Below are 20,230 nucleotides of genomic sequence, written 5' to 3' on the forward strand. Positions count from 1 at the left end.
TCTCACCGCTTCAGAATGCGGTTCAGTACACTGTCCAGCTGATCCAGTGTGCGATAATGGATCTGCAAGCTCCCCTTCTTGCCGGTACCGCTCAGCGTGACCTTAAGGCCCAACGCCAGGGACATTTCCCGTTCCAGGGCAACCGTATCGGGCGCTTTGTCCTTCACCGCCTTGGTCAGGACCAGCGGTTCCGCCGACATCTGCTTCACCAGCGCTTCGGTCTGGCGGACATTCAGTTCGCGCTTGATGACCTCCTGCGCCGCCGCCATCGGATCGGGCGCGGTCAGCAGGGCGCGGGCATGGCCCATGGACAGGGTGCCATCCTGGACCAGAGCCTTCACATCATCCGGCAGGGCCAGCAGGCGCAGCATGTTGGCAACATGGGACCGGCTTTTGCCGACCGACCGTGCCAGATCCTCCTGCGTGTGGTCGAACTCATCCATCAGGCGCTTAAAGCCTTCCGCCTCTTCGAGCGGCGTCAGGTCAGAGCGCTGGATATTCTCGATCAGCGCGATTTCCAGTGCTTCGCGGTCCGACAGGGTACGGACCAGGACCGGCACCTCATGCAGGCCCGCCAGCTGTGCCGCACGCCAACGGCGTTCGCCGGCGATGATCTCATAGCTGGCATTGCCCGGCGTGGCGGCGGGGTCCTTGCGCACCAGCAGCGGCTGCAGGATGCCACGCTCGCGGACACTTTCGACGAGCGCGGTCAACGCCTCCTCGTCAAAGCGGCGGCGCGGCTGGAACTTGCCGGGATGAACCTGATCAATGGGCAGCAGCCGGGTCAAGCGGACACGGTCCACCTGCTGCTCTTCCTCCGTCGCGGCGACCTCCCCGAACAGGGCGGACAGGCCACGGCCCAAGCCGGTGCGGGAGTTATTCTTTCTCGGTTCATCCATAGGCCAACTGCCGCTTCCGCTCGCGCTTCAACATTTCGCCCGCCAGATGGATATAGGCCTGTGCACCCGCCGACTTGTGGTCGTAGAGCAGCACGGGCTTGCCATGGCTGGGCGCCTCGGACACCCGCACATTGCGGGGGATCACCGTCTCATAGACCTTTTCCCCGAAGAAGCCACGCACATCGGCAGCCACCATGTCGGACAGGTTATTGCGACGGTCGAACATCGTCAGGACCACGCCGTTAATATCCAGCGTGGGGTTGAAGGCGCGCTTCACGCGCTCAATGGTGCGGACCAGATGCGACAGCCCTTCCAGAGCGTAGAATTCGCACTGCAGGGGCACCAGCACGGCATCCGCCGCCGCCAGCGCGTTAAGGGTCAGCAGGCCAAGGGCCGGCGGGCAATCGATCAGGATATAGTCGAACCCGCCGGACGATTTTTCCAGGCTGTCCTTCAGCCGGAATTCACGGCGCTCGACATTGACCAGCTCAACCTCGGCGCCTGACAGGTCGACATTGGCCGTTACCACCCACAGGCCGGGGACGGAGGTCGCCACCGCCACCTCTTCCACCGTGAGGTCGGCGAACAGCAGGTCATAGATACCGAACTCCCGGTTGCTCTGTGGAATGCCCAGACCGGTGGAGGCATTACCCTGCGGATCATTATCGATGATCAGCACGCGCTTGCCACAGGCAGCCAGCGCCGTCGCCAGATTGATGGTGGTCGTGGTCTTGCCCACACCGCCCTTCTGGTTGGCAAGGGCGATGATGCGGGCGCGGTGGGCGGGAAGGGTGGTCTGGGCGGCGCTCGGCACTGTCGTTCAACCTCTGTCGTTCGGCTTGTGGCGAGACCGCTCAACGCGGCGCAGGGTCAGTAATACGCAGAATGGTTCCGGCCGGGTCGGTCTGACTGGGGAACCGCTCGACCCGCATATTCCAGGAATCCTTCACTGCGGTCAATTCATCCTCGGCTGTCCTGCCCTTCGGAAATAGGCAGGTGCCACCCGGTTTCAGCATTCCATGCGCCCAGGGCAGCAGCAGGGTCAGTTCTGCCAGGGCACGGGCCGAGACGACATCGGCGGGGGGCGTATCCACCACCTCAATCCGCACAGGATGCACGGTGGCCGGCGCACCCGTCACCCGCGCCACTTCGCGCAGGAAAGCGGCCTTGCGCACATCCGATTCGACCAGATGCACCTCTGGCACGCCCAGGATCGCCAGGACCAGACCGGGGAAGCCAGCACCGGACCCCAGATCGACCAGCACCTTCGTCCCTTCCGGAATCAGGCTGAAAACCTGCGCGCTGTCGGCCAGATGACGCGACCAGAGATCGTCCAAGGTGGTCTTGGAGACCAGATTGATGGCCGGGTTCCATTTCTGCAGATGGGCCGCATAGACCTCCAGCTTCGCCAATGTTTCACGTGAAACACCGAAGCGGGACTGGAACTGTTGCGGGGTCATCGGCGGCGGCCCCGGTTGGCGGGGCATGGGCGGCAGCTTCAACGGTTTGGACGGTTTACGCGGCGCCACGGTCGCCCCCACGCTTCTTCACATGCCGCAACAAAGAGGTGAGGGCAGCCGGTGTCATACCCGGAATACGCGCAGCCGCGCCAAGGGTCGCGGGCCGCGTGGCCTTCAGCTTTTGACGGATTTCCGTGGACAGGGAGGCGATGCTATCCGGGTCCAGATCAGGGGGCAGTTCCAGCGCCTCATCCTTGCGGAAGGCACGGATATCCGCCTCCTGCCGGTCCAGATATCCCGCGTATTTGCCGTCGATCTCCACCTGCTCCGCGATGTCGGACGACAGGGACGAGAGTTCTGGCCAGACCAGACACAGGCGCGGGAAGTCGATCTCGGGATAGCGCAGCAGGTCCAGCGCGTTACGGCGCACCCCATCCTTGTTGATATGCAGCCCGTGCTTTTCCAACTCGTTCGGCGTGGCCGACAGGCCGGTCACCAGATCGCGGGCCTGCACCAGGGCCTGCTTCTTTTCCGCCCAATGCGCCTGCCGCCGGCTGCCCACCAGACCGATGGCCAGGCCACGGTCGGTCAGGCGCTGATCGGCGTTATCGGCACGCAGCAGCAGGCGATATTCCGCCCGGCTGGTAAACATGCGATAGGGTTCCGACGTGCCGCGCGTGATCAGATCATCGATCAGCACGCCGATATAGGCCTCCGCCCGGTCCAGGACAAAGGGTGCGGAACCGGTCACGGCCAAAGCTGCATTGACACCGGCAATCAGGCCCTGTGCGGCTGCTTCCTCATACCCCGTGGTGCCATTGATCTGCCCGGCCAGGAACAGGCGGGGCAGGCGACGGGTTTCCAGGGTACGGGTCAGTTCGCGCGGGTCGACATAATCATACTCGATGGCATAGCCGGGCCGGATCATGCGCACATGTTCCAGGCCGGGAATGTTCTTCAGAATATCCAACTGCACATCGCGCGGCAGGGAGGTGGAGATGCCATTGGGATAAACCGTGTCATCATCCAATCCCTCCGGCTCCAGGAAAATCTGGTGCCGATCCTTGTCGGCGAAGCGGACGACCTTATCCTCCACGCTGGGGCAGTAGCGGGGGCCAACCCCCTCAATCTGACCCGAATACATGGGCGCGCGGTGGATATTGTCGCGGATGACCCGATGGACCTCCGGTGTGGTGTAGGTGATGGCGCAGTCGATCTGCGGCGTCGTGATGCGGTCGGTCAGGGTAGAGAAGGGCGGGGGCGGATTATCACCCAGCTGCATCTCCAGCCCGGCCCAATCGATAGTCTTGCCATCCAGACGCGGCGGCGTGCCCGTCTTCAACCGGCCCAGGTTGAAGCCCAGCTTTTCAAGCGTTAGGGACAGGCCGATGGCAGGATCTTCACCCACACGACCCGCGGGGATCTTTTCCTCCCCGATATGGATCAGGCCACGCAGAAAGGTGCCCGTGGTCAGGACCACGGCGCCGGACCGGATTTCACGCCCGTCACCGGTCACGATACCGGCGCAGGCGCCGGAGGCATCGATGATCAGGTCTTCGGCGGCGGCGGCAATGATGTCCAGGTTCGGCTGCTCGGCCAGCGCCTTCTGCATCGCCTGACGGTACAGCCTACGGTCGGCCTGGGCACGCGGGCCGCGCACGGCCGGGCCCTTGGACCGGTTCAGGATACGGAACTGGATACCGCCCTGGTCCGTCACCCGGCCCATGACGCCATCCAGCGCATCAATCTCGCGCACGAGATGCCCCTTGCCCAGGCCACCGATGGCCGGGTTGCATGACATCTCGCCAATAGTTTCCAGTTTGTGGGTCACCAGCGCCGTACGGGCCCCCGCACGCGCCGCCGCGGCCGCTGCCTCGCATCCCGCATGGCCGCCGCCAACCACGATCACATCATAGTGCTGCATGGGGCGGAAAGATAAGCGCGCGCGACGTTCTAGTCAAAGGGCAGGGGCGCATGGGGGGCCGTCGCAAACACGGCATAACGATGATGGACCGTAGCGCGGATTAGCGCAGCGTAATCCGCGGACTTTGACCTCCGCCTCTTCACGATCGGCGTCGGGCTATACGATACCGCGGATTACGCTGCGCTAATCCGCGGTACATGGCGCTGTGCTCACTTCCCGATACAGAAATCGCGGAAGATCACATCAAGCAGATCCTCCACATCCACGCGGCCCGTGATACGGCCCAAAGCGCGGACGGCCAGACGCACATCCTCCGCCGCCAGTTCGGGCAACGGGGCCTGCAGCGCCCGGTGCAGGTTCCCCCGGCATTCCTCCAGCGCCGAACGATGGCGGGCACGGGTCAGGGCAGGGGCGCCGGAGGGGGCGTAGCGGGCGGCAACGGCCTGTTCCAGGGCCGCCAGCAGGGCCGGTACACCCTCGCCCGTGCGGGCCGAGATCGGCAGGATGGGGCGGCCAACCAGCGGTGCGACGGCACCGGGCAGGTCGGCCTTGTTCATCACCAGGATGGCGTCATCATCGGCCAGCGCCAGGGTGGCCGGGTCGGGTAATTCACCGCCATCAAAGACCAGCAGCTTCAGATCCGCCTTGGCGGCCCGGTCAAGGGCCCGGCGGATGCCCTCCGATTCCACAAGATCGGCGGCATCGCGCAGGCCCGCCGTATCCGCCAGCAGGACGGGGTAGCCACCCAAATCCAACTGCACTTCGATCACGTCGCGCGTCGTGCCCGCCTGGTTCGACACGATGGCGACATCGCGTCGGGCAATGGCATTCAGCAAGCTGGATTTGCCGGCATTGGGTGCGCCCAAGATGGCGATGGAGATACCATCGCGCAGCCGCTCCCCACGGCCCTGATCGGCCAGATGCACCGATAATTCGGCCACCAGCCCCTCGACAACGGGCCGCACAGTGTCGGACAGGCCGCCGGGCAAATCCTCGTCCGGGAAGTCAATATCGGCCTCCAGATGGGCCAGGGCGCGGGTCAGGCGGTGACGCCAGCCGTCATAGAGCTGCCCCAGCGCGCCTTCCATCTGGCGCAGGGCCTGACGCCGCTGCGCCGCCGTTTCGGCATCGACCAGATCGGCAATGGCCTCCGCCTCTGTCAGGTCCAGCTTGCCATGTTCGAAGGCACGGCGGCTGAACTCCCCCGGTTCAGCCACACGCAGGCCCAGACCGGTTAGCGCCTGCGCTGCTGCCGACAGGACGGCGCGGCCACCATGCAGGTGCAGTTCCACCACATCCTCGCCCGTGAAGCTGCCGGGGGCGGGAAAGGACAGGACCAGGGCCTTGTCGAACAGTTCGCCCGTGACCGGGTCACGCAAGCCCACCAATGCCGCTTGCCGCGGCGCGGGCAGGGGTCGACCCGTCAAGCGGGACAGCACCGTACCGGCATCAGGGCCGGAAATGCGGATCACCTGTACCCCGGCGCGACCGGGGGCAGAGGCCAGGGCGAAGATCGTATCGGCGCGCATCAGGCGTGTTTCACGTGAAACATTACTCGGCCGCCACCCGGCGGGCGACGATATCGACCGGTAGCTTGTCCGTGGGCTGCAGCATCAGTCGCTCAACGCGCTTACCCTCCACCAGATGGGTTTGCAGCACCTCATCAACATCCGCCTTGTTAGTCACCGTGTACCAGACACCCTCGGGATAGATAACCAGGACGGGACCCAGCTCGCAGCGATCCAGGCAGCCGGCATTGTTGATGCGTACCGCCTTGCCCAGGCCCAGGCCGGTGGCCTTTTTCTTCATATAGTCGCGCAGTTCATCCCCGCCTTTTTCGCGGCAGCAGCCACGGGGGTGGCCCGGCTCCCGCTCATTGGTGCAGACGAAGACATGGGCGCGGTAATAGGGCGCGGGATCGGCCTTCACGTCATCACTCACTTTTTACCATCCTTTGCCGGTGCGCCACCCATGGCGCTGGACATCTGTGACCACATCATTTTCTGAAACTGCTCAATACCCTGCAGCCCCACAGGCAACCAGGTCGTCATCATGGTTTCCGGGTCCATCGCCTTCATATTGGCCGACATCTGATCCTGCAATTGCTGCATCAGAGCCGTCTGCATGGGCTGAACATCCGGCAGGCCCAGAAAGGTCCGCGCCTCTTCCGGTGTGCAATCGATATTGATGGTCACCTTCATGGCGGCCGGCCTCCCTCTGGTCTGGCGTGATTTTTCCCGTACCCTGGGTTTGACACAAGGATAAACTATCTGTTCTTCACAGGCCCGTCATGGATTGGCGTCATGATGGGCGGACCCGGCAAAGGATGAGACATGGCCACGCCCCCGAACAGCGCCCATCGCGGTGCTGGTAATCTGCTGCACCGGGAAACCAGCCCCTATCTGCGCCAGCACATGGACAATCCCGTGGACTGGATGGGCTGGGGTCCGGACGCGCTCAACAAGGCGAAGGCGGAGGGGAAGCCCATCCTGCTGTCGGTCGGCTATGCCGCCTGTCACTGGTGCCATGTGATGGCCCATGAAAGCTTTGAAAACCCCGCCATTGCCGGCCTGATGAACAAGCTGTTCGTCAATATCAAGGTCGATCGGGAAGAACGGCCCGACCTGGACCATATCTATCAGCAGGCGCTGAGCCTGCTGGGGCAGCAGGGCGGCTGGCCGCTGACCATGTTCCTGACCCCCGATGGGCACCCGTTCTGGGGTGGCACCTATTTTCCGCCGGAGCGGCGTTGGGGCCGACCCGGCTTTCCAGAAGTGTTGCAGATTGTTGCACAGACCTTTGCGGAAGAACCGGCCAAGGTTGAACGCAATGTCCAGGCCCTGACCAATGCCATGGACAATCTGGCCACCGGACGGCCCGGTGAGGCCATCACGCCTGACACCCTGATCCAGGTGGCCGACCGGCTGGTGCGGGAGGTGGACCCCGTCTGGGGCGGGATCGGCGATGCGCCGAAATTCCCACAGCCGGGCATTTTCGATCTGCTCTGGCGTGCCTTCCGCCATACGGGCCGGCAGCAATTTGCCACCGCGACGATCCAGACGGTAACGCGCATGGCCCAGGGCGGCATCTATGATCATCTGGGTGGCGGCTTCGCCCGTTATTCGGTGGATGCGGAATGGCTGGTCCCGCATTTCGAAAAGATGCTGTACGACAATGCTCAACTGATCGACCTGATGCTGACCGTGTGGCAGGAAACGCGCGATCCGCTGCTGCACGCCCGCATCACCGAGACCGCCGATTGGGCCCTGGCCGAGATGGTGGCAGAGGGTGGGGGCTTCGCCGCCTCCCTGGATGCCGACAGCGAGGGGGAGGAGGGCAAGTTCTATGTCTGGACCGACGGAGAAATCCGCCGCCTGCTGCCCGCCGATGATGCCGATCTGTTCTGCCGCATTTATGGCGTGACGGCGGAGGGCAACTGGGAAGGCCACACCATCCTGAACCGCATGCATGAGAACGGTTTGGCGGATGCAGACACGGAGGCCATTCTGGCCCGCTGTCGCGCCATCCTTCTGTCGGCCCGTACATACCGCGTGCGGCCCGGCTGGGACGACAAGGTTCTGGCCGATTGGAATGGCCTGATGATTGCCGCCCTGGCACGGGCCGGTGCCGTGCTGGATCGGGCGGACTGGCTTTCCGCCGCCACGCGCGCCTTCGGCTTTGTATTGGACCGTATGTCCACCACCGATGGTCGTCTGCTGCATTCGTTCCGCAATGGACAGGCGCGGCATCGCGGCACCCTGGAGGACCATGCCAACATGGCACGGGCTGCCATAACCCTTTATGAGGTGACGGGGCAGGGTCCATATCTGACCCACGCCATCGGCTGGCTGGAGAAGGTGGAGCTTCATTTCCATGATGATGACGATGGCGGCTATTTCATTACGGCGGATGATGCCGATGATCTGATCCGCCGCCCACGCCATGCCCATGACAATGCCGTTCCCGCCGGCAATGGCACCCTGGTCGGGCTGTTCAGCCGTCTATGGCTACTGACGGGGGAGGATATCTGGCGGCAGCGGGCCGATGCCCTGATCACCGCATTTGCCGGCGAAGTGGGGCGGAACTTTTTCCCGCTTGCCGGGTTCCTGAATGGCGTGGATCTGCGTTTGCATGGCCAGATGCTGGTGATTGTCGGTGATGCGAACGACGCGGGAACCATCGCCCTTCGCCGTGTGGCGCTGGAGAAATGGCATCCCAATCTCGTCCTACTCTGTCGCGGGGCGAATGATCCGATGCTGCCCCCGCATCATCCCGCCGCAGGCAAAAGCATGGTTAAAAGCCATGCGACCGCTTATCTTTGTCAGGAACAGCATTGTTCGGCCCCCGTGACGGCGGCCACAGACCTTACCGCCCTGCTGGGTGGGTGATCCCGCTCCATTTCATCTGTACATTCAAAGGAAGGATATCCCGATGCCCGACGTTTCGATCCAGTCGCCCGATGGCAGCTTTGGCGCCTATCTGGCCGCTCCGGCCAGCGGCAAGGGCCCGGCCATGATCATCATCCAGGAAATTTTCGGCGTAAATGCCAACCTGCGCGCCATTGCCGACAAATATGCCGCCGCCGGCTATTTCGCCATCGCACCCGACCTGTTCTGGCGGCAGGAGCCGGGCGTGCAAATCACCGATCAGACCGAAGCCGAATGGCAGAAGGCGTTTCAGCTGTATCAAGGCTTCAATGAGGTGAAGGGGGTGGAGGATCTGGCCACCACCCTGTCCTTCATCCGTCAGTATACCGGCGTCACGGGCAAGGTCGGCTGCGTCGGTTTCTGCCTGGGTGGCAAGCTGGCCTATCTGATGGCCACCCGCACCGATATTGATGCCTCTGTCTCCTATTACGGGGTCGGCATCGACAAGGATATCGGTGAAGTGTCGGCCATCACCAAGCCGCTGCTGCTGCACATTGCCGGCCAGGACGGTTTCGTACCGCCGGAGGCGCAGAACGCCATCAAGGAGGCCGTGGCCGGCAATTTCTTGGTGGAGGTCCATGTCTATTCCGAACGCGACCACGCCTTCACGCGCATCGGCGGCAAGCATTACCATGACGGCGATGCGCAGCTGGCCCATGGCCGCTCTGCCGAATTCCTGAAAAAGCATCTAGGCTGATTGCCCATCGCCGGGATGCGCCAGATCGCATCCCGGCCACCCCATTTTCAAGGTCCTATCATGACGAATGCCATCCTTGTCGAACAGACGGGCGGGCCGGAAGTTCTGCGCTGGCAGAAGGTGCAGATCGGCAAGCCGGGGCCGGACCAGGCCCTGATCCGGCATACGGCCATCGGCCTGAACTTCATCGACGTCTATTACCGCACCGGCCTGTATCCCGCCCCCTTACCCTTTACCCCCGGCATGGAGGGGGCGGGCATTGTAGAGGCGGTGGGCGAGGGGGTGTCCGGCCTCGCACCCGGCGATAGGGTCGGGTACGGGCAATCCCCGCTGGGTGCCTATGCCGAGCATCGGCTGATCCCGGCGGACAAGTTGATCAAACTGCCCGACTGGGTGAGTGATGAGGTTGCGGCCTCCATGCTGCTGCAGGGGCTGACGGCGCAATATCTTCTGCGACAGACGTTCCACGTGAAACAGGGCGACATTGTCCTGATCCATGCCGCCGCCGGCGGGGTGGGTTCCATTGCCTGCCAATGGGCGAATGCCCTGGGTGCCATCGTCATCGGCACGGTGGGATCGGCGGAGAAGGTGGCGCTGGCAACGGCCAATGGCTGCCACCATGTCATCCAGTATCGCGACGAGGATGTGGTGGCCCGTGTGCGGGAGATCACAGGCGGGAAGGGCGTTGACGTCGTCTATGACGGTGTCGGCAGGGACACGTTCGAACGCTCCCTGGATTGTCTGCGCCGACGCGGCCTGATGGTCAGCTATGGCAATGCCTCCGGCGCCGTGCCGCCCTTTGATATCGGCCTGTTGAACCGCAAGGGTGGCCTGTTCCTGACGCGGCCATCGGTGCAGCATTATGCCGGCACACGGGACGAGTTGCTGTCCATGGCGGACGATCTGTTCGCCGTGGTGAAGGGGGGCCAAGTGAAGGTGCAGGTCAATCAGCGTTTCGCCCTGCGCGATGTGGCGGATGCCCACCGCGCACTGGAAGCACGGGCGACCACCGGCGCGACGGTCCTGATTCCTTGAACCCGTAGGTCAGGTCGAGGCGCAAGCCTCGCCCTGACAGCGATGGATTGAAAGCCTTATCTGTCAGGGCTCGCCGTTGGCTCGACCTGACCTACACGGCGCGGATCAAACGCTTTTGATCCAGCCTTCCACCACCTGTTCCAGAACCGTCAAGGGCACCGACCCATTGCCCAGGACGGTGTCGTGGAAGCGCTTGATGTCGAAGCGGCTGCCCAGCCGCTTCTTCGCCCGCTCCCGCAGTTCCAGGATATTCTGCATGCCGACATAATAGGCGCAGGCCTGCCCAGGATAGACGATGTAGCGGTCCACCTCCCGTTCCGCTACCTCCCGCGTGAAGGCGGAATTGGCCACGAAATAGTCGATGGCCTGCGCCCGCGTCCAACGCTTGGCATGGATGCCCGTATCCATGACCAGACGCAGCGCCCGCCACAGGGAAAAGGTCAGGCGCCCGAAGTCGGAATAGGGATCGGCATAGAAACCCAGTTCCTTGGGCAGCCGTTCCGAATAAAGGCCCCACCCCTCCACATAGGCAGTATGGAAATCATGCCGGCGGAAGTCCGGCAGGCCCGTCGCCTCCTGCGCCAGGGCGATCTGCATATGGTGGCCAGGAATGCCTTCATGAAAGGCCAGGACCTCCATCTGCCAGATCGGCATTTCCTTCATGTTGGACAGGTTGACATAATAGATGCCGGGTCGCGACCCATCGGTGGCCGGCTGGCTATAACGGGCGATGGTGGAACTGGCTTCGCGGTAACGCTCAAACCGCTGCACCACCAGAGGCGCCTTGGGCTTCAGGTTGAACTGCCCGTCCAGCACCCCCTTGACCCGATCCAGAATCAGGTTGGCGCCCTTGATATAGGCCTCACGGCCCGCATCGTCGTCTGCGAAATAGAACTGGCGGTCGGTGCGAAGGAACTGGTTGAAGGCTTGAAGGTCGCCCTTGAAACCGACCTTGTCCTTGATCGTCTCCATCTCCGCATGGATGCGCTTCACCTCTGTGAGGCCCAGCGCATGAACATCAGCGGCCTTCAGGGGCAGGGTGGTATGGCGGGACAGGCAATGCTGGTAATAGGCATCGCCATCGGGCAGCTTCCACACCCCATCACGGTCGTCGGCCTTGGCCAGCACGGCCTCCATGGCGCTGGCCAGACGGATCCAGGCCGGCGCGAAGCGGGAGGAGAGCAGGCTTTCAGCCTCCGACACCAACGCCGCCTTGTCGGCGGCGGGCAGGTCCAGCGCCTCCACCTTGCGCCGGAACCCGGCCAGCAACGCCGTCTCCTCCGCCGCACTCGACATAAAGGGCCGGCCCGTCAGGACCGCGCGGGTGGCGGCCAGCGCCTTTTCCATGGAGAAGCGCGGGGCGATGACGCCCTTGTCCGCACGTTTCCGCAGCGCCTGGATCAACTGATCCACAGGCTGGTCGATACGGGTCACGCGCGCCAGCCAGGCCTGTGCCCCCACCTTGTCCCGGATCGGGTGATAGGTGGTCAGGGTGTCGATAATCTCACTATGGCGGCCATTGAAATGGTCGGCGGGATAGTCATTCCCGCGCCAGCGCGCAGCCGCCAGCTTTGCCTCTGCCTGATATTCCCACAGCGCCTTGTTCAGCCGCCCATCGGCGGACAATTTCGCGTCGGGGAAATCGCGACGTAAGTTGGCGAGATCGTCCCGCAGGGCCGCATCATCGGCGGCCAGCGCAGCATCGGACAAGTCGTCCCAGGACCCCTGATCACCCGGAAGCCCCAGGGAGGTGCGCAGTTCCGGGGATTTCGCGGCCTGGCGGGCAAAGCATTCGGCAAAGAACGCGTCCAGGGCCGGGTCGGCCCCAGTGGCCCGTGCCGGCTCGCTCAACATGCCGCCGGCAATGCTCCAGGCGGCCAGACCGCAGCAGGAACAGAGAAACCCACGGCGGCCAATGACCGGTTGATTGCCACTTCCACCCATTACCCACCCCCTTGTTCTTCAGGCAAAGGAGAGTGGCGCAAGCAGTGGGGGACGGCAAGAGGGCGCAGAAAGCGGGCGCAGGCCATCGCCCGCGCCCGTAAGGCCTTACCGTGTGGCGGCGAAGCGTGCTTCCATCGCGTCCCAGAGAGTGGCTTCGAGGGCCGAACCGTCAAGGCGGTTAATCTCCTGAATGCCGGTCGGGCTGGTGACATTGATCTCCGTCAGATAGTCACCGATGACATCGATGCCGACGAACAACAGGCCCTGCTGACGCAGGGTGGGGCCAATGGCCTCGCAAATTTCCTGCTCGCGCTTAGTCAGCACCGTCTTGCCCGCACTGCCGCCGGCATGGAAATTGGCCCTCGCCTCGCCATCCTGCGGGATGCGCGATACGGCCCCGGCGGGCTTGCCATCGATCAGGATGATGCGCTTATCGCCCTTGCGGATTTCCGGCAGGTATTTCTGCACGATGATCGGCTCGCGATAGAGCTGGGTGAAGGTTTCCAGCAGCGCGCCCAGGTTCTCATCATCCGGTTTCACGTGAAACACACCGGAACCACCGTTGCCGAACAAGGGCTTAACGATAATGTCCTTCCATTCCGCACGCGCGGCCAGCACTTCGTCACGCGACGATGTGATGACGGTGGGCGGCATCAGGTCGGGGAAATGCGTGACGAACAGCTTTTCCGGGGCATTGCGGACCGCAGCCGGGTCATTCACCACCAGCGTCTTGGGATGGATATGTTCCAGCAGGTGGGTGGCAGTGATATAGGCCATGTCGAAGGGCGGGTCCTGGCGCATCAGCACCAGATCCATGGTCGACAGGTCGATCACCTCTGCGGCACCCATGCTGTGATGGTTGCCGCGTTCGCGCCGCACCTGCATGGGCCGCACCTTGGCAAACAGCTTGTTGCCGCGCAGGGCCAGGTCGCGCGGATGGTAATGCCACAGGGCATGGCCGCGGCGCTGCGCCTCCAGCGCCATCATGAAGGAACTGTCAGTATCGATATTGATGGACTCGATCGGGTCCATCTGGATGGCGACCTTCAGGGTCATGTCGAATTGTCTCCGGCCAGCGGAAATGAGGATGGCGGCAGGAAAGCATAAGCGCCGCGCCGACGCCATGCGCCGCATCACAGGGCAGGGGAGATCAGAGCGGTTTTCGGTGAACCGAAAGCCGATCCGGCGGCGACCGCCGCCGCGCGGCACGTGCCGCGTGAAGCCAAGCTGCGGATGCAGCGCCGGCGTCTGAGGAAAACGAACCTTAACTAAAGCCTGTTTCAACAGGCTTTAGTTAAGTCGCCCCCGCAGCTGCTTCAGCAGGCTGCGCGTATGGTCTAACAGTTGGGGTGAGGCACCGCGTGCCTCACCAATACGCAGGAAATTCTCAAAGGCCTGGATGCCCGCCGTCAGCTTGCCCAGATGGGCGTTCAACAGGCCGGATTCACGCCACAGGCCAATATGCTGGGGCGCGAACAGCAGCATATCCTCAATGACCGCCAGCGCCTTGTCGGGCTGGTCCGTCGACAGGTGGCGGAGCTTCAGATTGTTCTGCAGGCGTAGCAGAACCTCACGGTTCGACACTGGTGCGTAATGGTCGGGCGTCAGTTCGGATTCAAGACCCGCCGTCTGCTTCAGCATATCACGCAGTTCGCGCGGGCCACGCGGAGAGGCGCCGTCGAACGGATCGATGATCTGACGCCCGCCACCATGGTCCAGCCGCAGCAGGAAATGGCCCGGAAAGTTCAGGCCAAGCATGTCCCAGCCCTGGGCCCGCGCCGCCGACATCAGCAGGATGCCAAGCGAGACTGGCAGGCCACGGCGCCGGTCAATGACGCGAATCAGGTTGGCATTCTGCAAGTCTTCATAGGTTTCGCTGTCACCGGCATAGCCATGCTGCGCCAGCAGCCGGCCCAGGGCCGCCACACGGTCGGGCAAGCCATCGGGCACATCCCGCATCAGGACACCCAGATCGGCGCCCAAGGCGGCCAGATGGGCGCGATAGGGGGCAAGATCGGTGGGGTGGTCCAGAACAGCCAGCGCCAGGGCCGCTTCTGCCACGTCAATATCACTGTCATCCGCCTCACCGAGGCGGCGCAGATAGTCCAGGGCCTGTTGGCGCGGCGTCACGGGCGGGAGGCTCGCTTGCTGGGGTCAACCGCGCTTCCCATAGCGCAGGCAGGGGCGGGGTGTCGAGCGGGAAGGAACGCCTGTCCGATTTGTTCTTCGTCCCTCTCGGGTCAGACCGGCGCATTGCCATGTTGCGCAGGTAAGGGCATTCACCGTAGATAAACGCTCGTCCCGATATAAGGTTAAGGGGCGTTAACCAATAACCATGGTTTCTGGAACAGAGACGATGTCGATGACGACAACGGTCGCCAAGAGTTTGGACAGCGAAGCCGCAGGGTCCCGCGTAAGGCAAACGCCCAAAAGCATTGCCACGCATCAACGGATCATTGAGGCGGCCATCCGTTGCTTTCTGGATATCGGGTACCATCGCACCACCACGTCAGAGATCGCCAAGCAGGCGCGGGTGACGCGGGGCGCAGTGCAATATTACTTCCCCACGACCCCGGAAGTGCTGCGCGCCACCGTCGATCACATCATCCAGCATTTTACGGCGGAATATCTGGCCGCCACGGCCAATGCCGCGCATGAGGGCAGGGAAGGGCTGGATCAGGGCATCGACGCGCTGTGGTATGCCGCGCACAGCCCACTCTGGACCGCGTGGAAGGAATTGGAGGCCGCCGCCCGCACCGATGCGGAACTGGCCTCCATCATGGGTCCGGCCAAGGCCGCCTTTGCCGCACGTTGGGAACAGTCGGCAAAGGATCTTTACGGCTCCTTCCTGGTGGCCGATCCCGTGAAGTTCGAGATGGGGCGGCACCTAGCCTGGCAGTTCCTGCAGGCACTCGCCAGCAGCCGTTTTGCACCCAGCGCCGAGGATAATGACGTGAAGGTCCGGCTGCTGATGGAGTTCAAGGTGCTGATGCGCCAGTATTGGGGTCTGACAGGCTGAAATCCGGGCTATTTTTCCAGGATTTTCAGCCCCGCCACGCCGGCCAGGATCAGCAGCACACAGAAGATGCGGCCAGGGTCGAACCCTTCGCGGGCCATGATCATGCCGGCCAGAACGGCACCGGCACTGCCGATCCCAGTCCAGACGGCATAGGCGGTACCCAGCGGCAGACCGCGCATGGCCATCGACAGCAGCCACAGGCTGATGCCCAGACAGATCAGGGTCACAAGGGTGGGAAGGGGACGGGAGAAACCGTCACTGGCCTTCAAACCAACGGCAAAGCCGATTTCGAACAGGCCAGCGAACAACAGATAAACCCAAGCCATGGAGCATTCTCCATCGCGGAAGGGTCGTCCCCACCATCACCGACAATCCGTCCAGGGTCGTCCCTGGCGACCGGCATCGTGATGATACCGATATCTCTTGTGATATTGGATAAGCGATCCTGACCTGCAACCCTGCTCTGGGGCATGGCTTCTATGCCACTTCTGCCCAAAGTCGTAGGGAATCTCCAAGAAAACTGTTTGCGCAGAAAGACTTACCCTTGCGCGGGCGGCCCGGCTGGGGCAATCTTGCCTTGGTAAACAAGGTGGCCACAGGCCCTGACCTTCGGCTTGGCCGCCCGTCGGTGGCGGAAGGTCGGGTCCCGGAAGGCTCCACGTCCCAGGGGGGATTGACAGGCATGACCAAGTCGGAACTGATCCAGCGACTGGCCGAACGTAATCCGCATCTCTATCAGCGCGACGTGGAGAAGATCGTCACCACGATCTTTGATGAGATCACAGAGGCGCTTGCCCGCGGCGACCGGGTCGAACTGCGCGGCTTCGGTGCCTTTTCCGTAAAGCGCCGTGATGCCCGTACGGGCCGCAACCCGCGCACAGGCGAAAGCGTCGATGTCGATGAGAAGGTGATCCCCTTCTTCAAGACCGGCAAGCAGTTGCGTGAGCGTCTGAACACCGACGAATGATCGCACCCGATATCCGGGCATGAAAAAGCCCCGTCAGCCGGAATGGCTGACGGGGCTTTTCGTTTTTGCCCGGGATAGACCCCGAGATCACAGAACCTGGCAGACATCCTCGAAATCGAACCGCGGGCTGCGGTCAAACAGGGTGCCGGGATCGCCATAACCCATATTGCAGATGAAATTGACCTTGAAGCGGCCATCGGCAAAGAACTCGGCATTGACCTTGCCCTGGTCAAAACCGGACATCGGACCGCAATCCAGGCCCACGGCACGGGCCGCCAGCATGAAATAGGCGCCCTGCAGGCTGCTGTTCCGGAACGCGGTCTCGAATGCCAGTTCGGGGTTGGCAAACCAGGGGCGTGCATCAACATGCGGGAACAGACGCGGCAGGTGTTCGGCGAACTGCGTGTCATAGGCCAGGATGGCGGTCACCGGTGCCGACATGGTCTTGGCCAGATTGCCGGCAGACAGGGCCGGGCGCAGACGTTCCTTTGCTTCTGCCGTCGTCAGGAAAACAAGGCGCAGCGGAGAGCAATTGGCGCTGGTCGGACCCCAGCGCAGCAGATCATGGATCTGGCGCAGCGTGTCACTGCTGACCGGCTTGTCGGTAAAGCTGTTGAAGGTACGTGCCGTGCGGAACAGCTGATCCAGCGCGGTATCGGAAAGCGGGTTGCTCATTCGTTACAATCCTTTGGCATGCAGGCCACTCATGTCCGTGATATCGGCCATCACGGCATGAGTGGCAAGCCACAAGACGCTATAGGACGGGACGAAAGGCGATTACCGGCGAAGGCTGGCCGGAACGACCCCGTGATCGCGGGCCATTTCGGCGCGCGTGCGCGGGCCCAGCACTTCTTCCATCTGATCCGCGCTCAACACTGCCCGGTCAAAATCGGCCAGCGAATTGACACGGATCAGGGAACGGATGGTACGGACATAATCCTCCCCCCGCTCCGAATAAGCGCCCAGCGCATTGACCAGCATCAAGCCGTCAATGGGCTTGTCCTGCGTGCGCAGGCTGGCGCGCATCTGACGGAACTGGGCATAGGCGCGGTGGGTGTTGAGGTTATGGATATAGCTTTCCACGCTTCCCTTCGGATCATCGAAGGATTTAAAGCGGTGGGTTTCGCCCTGCCGGCGGTTACGGGGTACAATCCCCTCATCCTCCGCCTTGAAGGTCAGCTGGCCATAGAGCGCATTGCCCTTCTGGGCAAAGCGCGAGGTACCCCAGCCACTCTCCTCCGCCGCCTGGGCCAACGCCAGGGAAACGGGCACGAGATCCACGCGCTGCAACAGGGCCTTGGTGTTGATCTCGCCATCGGCATTCAGCCCATAGCGCACAGCCACCTCGGCCAGCCAGCGACGGTCCTGCGGTGCCAGAATCTGGCCACCCTGCTTCACGGCATGCAGCCGGCGCAGCCGGTCACGATCCTGTTCAATGCGCTCATTAGCCATCAGGATCAGCGGCAGCAGCGTCTTCACGAACAGCGCCTTGCGGTCGTCGCTGCTTTCCAACGAGGTCATGCCGGTCGGAAGGTCGGTCAGAACCAGACGCGGCACCGCCGTCTCCCCGCTGCGGACCGCTTCGATCCGGTACTCGCGGGAATGGAACAGGTCGAGCGTGGCCTTGGCGTCCAGTTTGAAGGACGGGTCATGGCGCGTCGTGGCGGCTGCCATCTCCACCGTGAAGCCCGGGTCCGGGCGCAGCACGGGCAGCAGGAACTCCCGCGCCGTCCGGTCCATAGACCGGCTGGAAGCGCTGATGAACACGGTGGAAGGCAGAATAACGGTGAGCAGCAGAAACAGGGCGGACATGCCCCATATGCGGGCAGCCGTAGCGCGGGGGCTGTCAAAGCCCTCGTTCGCGTCTGTCAGCATGTTTTTTCAATCCCTTACAGTCCAAGCCGAAAGGACGGGTATCGCCGCCACATCATCATGGCGCGCGTCCGTCATTTTGCCGGAGCAAACTCCGCACTTTGGCACTTGGCCCTGAATAAGGCCGGCCCAACAGTGTCAGAGGCAATCCCTGCGGTGGCCCCTTCCTGGGTTGCACCGCCGCCAGGGCATCATGCCGGTGGGGTCTAATTTCCCCGCGAAGGGGCCCCAACCCCCCGGCACGCCATCTGTACACGCATCATATCCCAACCCATTGCGACCGAATTGAGGCGCAATTCCGGGGTTGGAGAAGGAACCTTATCGGATTTGCTGCACCTCGACAACCTCGGGAATGTAATACCGAAGCATATTCTCGATGCCCGACTTCAGGGTGGCCGTGCTGCTGGGGCAGCCGGCGCAGGCCCCCTTCATGGCCAGATAGACGACCCCGTTCTCAAAACCATGGAACGTGATGTCGCCGCCATCCTGGGCAACCGCCGGACGCACCTTGGCGTCCAGCAGTTCCTTGATCTGGGCGACGATCTCATCGTCATCCTCGTTCACCTGGTTGTCGTCCGCCTTGACCTGGGTCAAGACAGGCTTACCGGTGGCGAAATGTTCCATGATGGCGCCCAGGATACCGGGCTTCATCACATACCAGTCGCGGCTGTCATCCTTGGTCACGGTGACAAAATCACCGGCCAGGAAAACCCGCGTCACGCCATCGACCTGAAAAAGCCGGTCAGCCAGGGGCGACCGGGCCGCAGCATCGGTCGCATCGGTGAAATCGGCGGTACCGGTGCCCAGAACGTCGCGGCCAGGCAGAAACTTCAGCGTGGCCGGGTTCGGGGTGTCTTCGGTCTGAATGAACATCGGTGGTTATCCTGATGATGCCTCAGGGGCTTCCCCCGAACTTGGGGCCAAAGCCCGGCATAATCAAGCCATGGTCTTCCCATGCATGGCAGCCTCCGCCATGCGCTTGTGAGGACATTGACCATGGGTATCGGGGCAAAGCCGCCGTCCAAAACCCGAACAGATACCTGCACGTCCAGCCAGGGCCTGACGCACCAGCGGCGCCAGATCGGCCCCTTCGGCCAGGGCCGGGCGGGCCAGGGTCAGCGACAGGACACCCGATGCCGACGCCAGATCCCGCCATTCATCCAGATAATCGCCCCAGCTCGCCCTCAGCAATGGCCAGGGTGACAGGGGCAGGATGGACAGGGCCGGGCTGCGTGTCCGCCGGATGGTCTGTTCCACTGTCGGCAGGCCGGCATCATCAAAGCCCGGCACATCCAGCCGCGCCACATCAACCCGGCCTGCAGGCAGGTCCAGCAACCGCGACAGCTCCACCGCCAGCCGGTTCATCTGCCAGCCAAGTGGATCACCCCCGGACCAGCCCAGCCCCGGCATGACCAGCAGCAGCGATCCCGCCCCACCCGGTACCATCACCTCCCGCGCGCGGGTCACCAGGGTTCGCAAAAGGGCAGGGTCAGTAGGATGGCAGCATAGGGTGCTGGCAGCGACATCCAGTCCCGCCGCCTTGGCGGCACGGTCCCAGGCCTGCAGCGCCATGCCATTCAGACCACCGGAAAACAGCGGTGATGGCGGCAGCAGGACCAGACGGTCAGGCCGGAAGGCGGCAACATCATGGGCAATGGCGATGGGTGATGGCGGCGCGAACAGACCGGCGGTGAAGACCCGCACAACCCCATCACCCCACAGGGCATTTTCCAGCTCCGTAGCCGTCGGATCTTCCGCCGGGCTGGTCAGGTCATCCAGAAGGAAATGCCGGGCCAGACGCCGGGCGCGCAGGGCCAACAATGGCCGCATGGGCAGGGAGGGCGGGTCCTGTCGCTGCGCGGCCAGCAGGGCCTGCAGGTAAGGCAAAACCAGCCCATCTGCCGCCGGCTGGCCCGGCTGCATCAGAACGACGGCGATACGGTCCCGAAAGGAAGCTGTCACCACCGGCACACAAATTGTGGGATC

Annotated in this window: 20 protein-coding genes; 5 read left to right on the forward strand and 15 right to left on the reverse strand. The window is 63.1% G+C overall.

The features are described from left to right. Positions 1-2: 2 nt before the first annotated feature. From ACODSP_RS05750 to ACODSP_RS05780, 7 genes are all read right to left on the reverse strand, one after another. A complete protein-coding gene (locus ACODSP_RS05750; RefSeq protein WP_488964673.1) occupies positions 3-899 on the reverse strand; it encodes a ParB/RepB/Spo0J family partition protein in 897 nt (298 codons plus the stop codon). Then, positions 892-1,713, reverse strand: coding sequence for a ParA family protein (locus ACODSP_RS05755; protein WP_488964674.1), 822 nt, complete (start codon positions 1,711-1,713; stop codon positions 892-894). Before ACODSP_RS05755 ends, ACODSP_RS05750 begins: the two co-directional genes overlap by 8 nt. A 40-nt stretch (positions 1,714-1,753) precedes the next feature. Then, a complete protein-coding gene (gene rsmG, locus ACODSP_RS05760) occupies positions 1,754-2,359 on the reverse strand; it encodes a 16S rRNA (guanine(527)-N(7))-methyltransferase RsmG (protein WP_488964810.1) in 606 nt (201 codons plus the stop codon). Positions 2,360-2,414: 55 nt separating this feature from the next. Beyond that, positions 2,415-4,283, reverse strand: a complete 1,869-nt coding sequence (gene mnmG / locus ACODSP_RS05765) for a tRNA uridine-5-carboxymethylaminomethyl(34) synthesis enzyme MnmG (RefSeq protein WP_488964675.1) — start codon at positions 4,281-4,283, stop codon at positions 2,415-2,417. A gap of 209 nt (positions 4,284-4,492) precedes the next feature. Then, positions 4,493-5,812 carry a tRNA uridine-5-carboxymethylaminomethyl(34) synthesis GTPase MnmE gene (mnmE, locus tag ACODSP_RS05770; RefSeq protein WP_488964676.1) on the reverse strand — a complete coding sequence of 440 codons (1,320 nt, stop codon included), beginning with the start codon at positions 5,810-5,812 and terminating at the stop codon, positions 4,493-4,495. A 22-nt stretch (positions 5,813-5,834) separates the two neighbouring features. Then, positions 5,835-6,224: a (2Fe-2S) ferredoxin domain-containing protein gene (locus ACODSP_RS05775; RefSeq protein ID WP_488964677.1), complete on the reverse strand. Its 390-nt coding sequence runs from the start codon at positions 6,222-6,224 to the stop codon at positions 5,835-5,837. Beyond that, on the reverse strand, positions 6,221-6,484 hold the full coding sequence (locus tag ACODSP_RS05780) for a DUF6489 family protein (RefSeq protein ID WP_488964678.1): 264 nt from the start codon (positions 6,482-6,484) through the stop codon (positions 6,221-6,223). The genes ACODSP_RS05775 and ACODSP_RS05780 overlap by 4 nt, the downstream gene beginning before the upstream one ends. A gap of 132 nt (positions 6,485-6,616) precedes the next feature. Here ACODSP_RS05780 and ACODSP_RS05785 point away from each other — a divergent pair, with 132 nt between their 5' ends. Genes ACODSP_RS05785 through ACODSP_RS05795 form a run of 3 tightly spaced genes read left to right on the forward strand, consistent with a single transcriptional unit; the run spans position 6,617 to position 10,442 of the window. Next, on the forward strand, positions 6,617-8,671 hold the full coding sequence (locus tag ACODSP_RS05785; protein WP_488964679.1) for a thioredoxin domain-containing protein: 2,055 nt from the start codon (positions 6,617-6,619) through the stop codon (positions 8,669-8,671). 43 nt (positions 8,672-8,714) lie between these two features. Next, complete coding sequence (locus ACODSP_RS05790) at positions 8,715-9,407, forward strand: dienelactone hydrolase family protein (RefSeq protein ID WP_488964680.1); 693 nt, start codon at positions 8,715-8,717, stop codon at positions 9,405-9,407. Between the two features lie 60 nt (positions 9,408-9,467). After that, positions 9,468-10,442 carry a quinone oxidoreductase family protein gene (locus ACODSP_RS05795; RefSeq protein ID WP_488964681.1) on the forward strand — a complete coding sequence of 325 codons (975 nt, stop codon included), beginning with the start codon at positions 9,468-9,470 and terminating at the stop codon, positions 10,440-10,442. Between the two features lie 105 nt (positions 10,443-10,547). Here the strand turns inward: ACODSP_RS05795 and ACODSP_RS05800 are convergent, their stop codons facing one another. From ACODSP_RS05800 to ACODSP_RS05810, 3 genes are all read right to left on the reverse strand, one after another. Further along, positions 10,548-12,386: a DUF885 domain-containing protein gene (locus tag ACODSP_RS05800; protein ID WP_488964682.1), complete on the reverse strand. Its 1,839-nt coding sequence runs from the start codon at positions 12,384-12,386 to the stop codon at positions 10,548-10,550. A 105-nt stretch (positions 12,387-12,491) separates the two neighbouring features. Continuing rightward, positions 12,492-13,442, reverse strand: coding sequence for a glutathione synthase (gene gshB / locus ACODSP_RS05805; protein ID WP_488964683.1), 951 nt, complete (start codon positions 13,440-13,442; stop codon positions 12,492-12,494). A 234-nt stretch (positions 13,443-13,676) separates the two neighbouring features. After that, the gene (locus ACODSP_RS05810; RefSeq protein ID WP_488964684.1) at positions 13,677-14,516 is read right to left on the reverse strand and encodes a SirB1 family protein; all 840 of its coding nucleotides are present in this window, start codon (positions 14,514-14,516) and stop codon (positions 13,677-13,679) included. 226 nt (positions 14,517-14,742) lie between these two features. Between ACODSP_RS05810 and ACODSP_RS05815 the strand changes: the two genes are divergently transcribed. Further along, positions 14,743-15,405: a TetR/AcrR family transcriptional regulator gene (locus ACODSP_RS05815; protein ID WP_488964685.1), complete on the forward strand. Its 663-nt coding sequence runs from the start codon at positions 14,743-14,745 to the stop codon at positions 15,403-15,405. 8 nt (positions 15,406-15,413) lie between these two features. Here the strand turns inward: ACODSP_RS05815 and ACODSP_RS05820 are convergent, their stop codons facing one another. Next, on the reverse strand, positions 15,414-15,731 hold the full coding sequence (locus tag ACODSP_RS05820; protein ID WP_488964686.1) for a DMT family transporter: 318 nt from the start codon (positions 15,729-15,731) through the stop codon (positions 15,414-15,416). A 356-nt stretch (positions 15,732-16,087) separates the two neighbouring features. Between ACODSP_RS05820 and ihfB the strand changes: the two genes are divergently transcribed. Beyond that, positions 16,088-16,372, forward strand: coding sequence for an integration host factor subunit beta (gene ihfB, locus ACODSP_RS05825; RefSeq protein ID WP_054168028.1), 285 nt, complete (start codon positions 16,088-16,090; stop codon positions 16,370-16,372). A gap of 87 nt (positions 16,373-16,459) precedes the next feature. Here the strand turns inward: ihfB and ACODSP_RS05830 are convergent, their stop codons facing one another. The 4 genes from ACODSP_RS05830 to ACODSP_RS05845 all read right to left on the reverse strand — a co-directional run bounded on the left by ACODSP_RS05830 (position 16,460) and on the right by ACODSP_RS05845 (position 20,206). Continuing rightward, positions 16,460-17,047 carry a malonic semialdehyde reductase gene (locus ACODSP_RS05830; RefSeq protein WP_488964687.1) on the reverse strand — a complete coding sequence of 196 codons (588 nt, stop codon included), beginning with the start codon at positions 17,045-17,047 and terminating at the stop codon, positions 16,460-16,462. A 102-nt stretch (positions 17,048-17,149) separates the two neighbouring features. After that, a complete protein-coding gene (locus ACODSP_RS05835) occupies positions 17,150-18,247 on the reverse strand; it encodes a glucosaminidase domain-containing protein (RefSeq protein WP_488964688.1) in 1,098 nt (365 codons plus the stop codon). Between the two features lie 315 nt (positions 18,248-18,562). Continuing rightward, entirely contained in the window at positions 18,563-19,117 is a 555-nt protein-coding gene (locus ACODSP_RS05840) for a NifU family protein (RefSeq protein ID WP_054168025.1), read from the reverse strand. Between the two features lie 63 nt (positions 19,118-19,180). Then, positions 19,181-20,206: a ferrochelatase gene (locus ACODSP_RS05845; RefSeq protein ID WP_488964689.1), complete on the reverse strand. Its 1,026-nt coding sequence runs from the start codon at positions 20,204-20,206 to the stop codon at positions 19,181-19,183. Positions 20,207-20,230 lie beyond the last annotated feature (24 nt).

This window comes from Niveispirillum sp. FG156 (assembly GCF_057809555.1).